Annotated in this window: 1 pseudogene; it reads left to right on the top strand. The window is 51.3% G+C overall.

Annotation, left to right across the window (positions count from 1 at the left end):
• Positions 1–780 precede the first annotated feature (780 nt).
• Positions 781–961, top strand: a pseudogene (locus tag C3488_RS39675) (APH(3') family aminoglycoside O-phosphotransferase); the annotation flags it as partial.

Here is a 961-nt window from a genome sequence, read left to right as displayed (position 1 = left end):
CGCAGGAAAGAACATGTGAGCAAAAGGCCAGCAAAAGGCCAGGAACCGTAAAAAGGCCGCGTTGCTGGCGTTTTTCCATAGGCTCCGCCCCCCTGACGAGCATCACAAAAATCGACGCTCAAGTCAGAGGTGGCGAAACCCGACAGGACTATAAAGATACCAGGCGTTTCCCCCTGGAAGCTCCCTCGTGCGCTCTCCTGTTCCGACCCTGCCGCTTACCGGATACCTGTCCGCCTTTCTCCCTTCGGGAAGCGTGGCGCTTTCTCATAGCTCACGCTGTAGGTATCTCAGTTCGGTGTAGGTCGTTCGCTCCAAGCTGGGCTGTGTGCACGAACCCCCCGTTCAGCCCGACCGCTGCGCCTTATCCGGTAACTATCGTCTTGAGTCCAACCCGGTAAGACACGACTTATCGCCACTGGCAGCAGCCACTGGTAACAGGATTAGCAGAGCGAGGTATGTAGGCGGTGCTACAGAGTTCTTGAAGTGGTGGCCTAACTACGGCTACACTAGAAGGACAGTATTTGGTATCTGCGCTCTGCTGAAGCCAGTTACCTTCGGAAAAAGAGTTGGTAGCTCTTGATCCGGCAAACAAACCACCGCTGGTAGCGGTGGTTTTTTGTTTGCAAGCAGCAGATTACGCGCAGAAAAAAGGATCTCAAGAAGATCCTTTGATCTTTTCTACGGGGTCTGACGCTCAGTGGAACGAAAACTCACGTTAAGGGATTTTGGTCATGAACAATAAAACTGTCTGCTTACATAAACAGTAATACAAGGGGTGTTATGAGCCATATTCAACGGGAAACGTCTTGCTCTAGGCCGCGATTAAATTCCAACATGGATGCTGATTTATATGGGTATAAATGGGCTCGCGATAATGTCGGGCAATCAGGTGCGACAATCTATCGATTGTATGGGAAGCCCGATGCGCCAGAGTTGTTTCTGAAACATGGCAAAGGTAGCG

The sequence above is a fragment of the Streptomyces sp. Ru72 genome (genome assembly GCF_002920635.1).
Taxonomy (GTDB): Bacteria; Actinomycetota; Actinomycetes; order Streptomycetales; family Streptomycetaceae; genus Streptomyces.
Note: the sequence above shows the minus strand (reverse complement) of the source record. Positions and strands in the feature narration are given on the sequence as shown.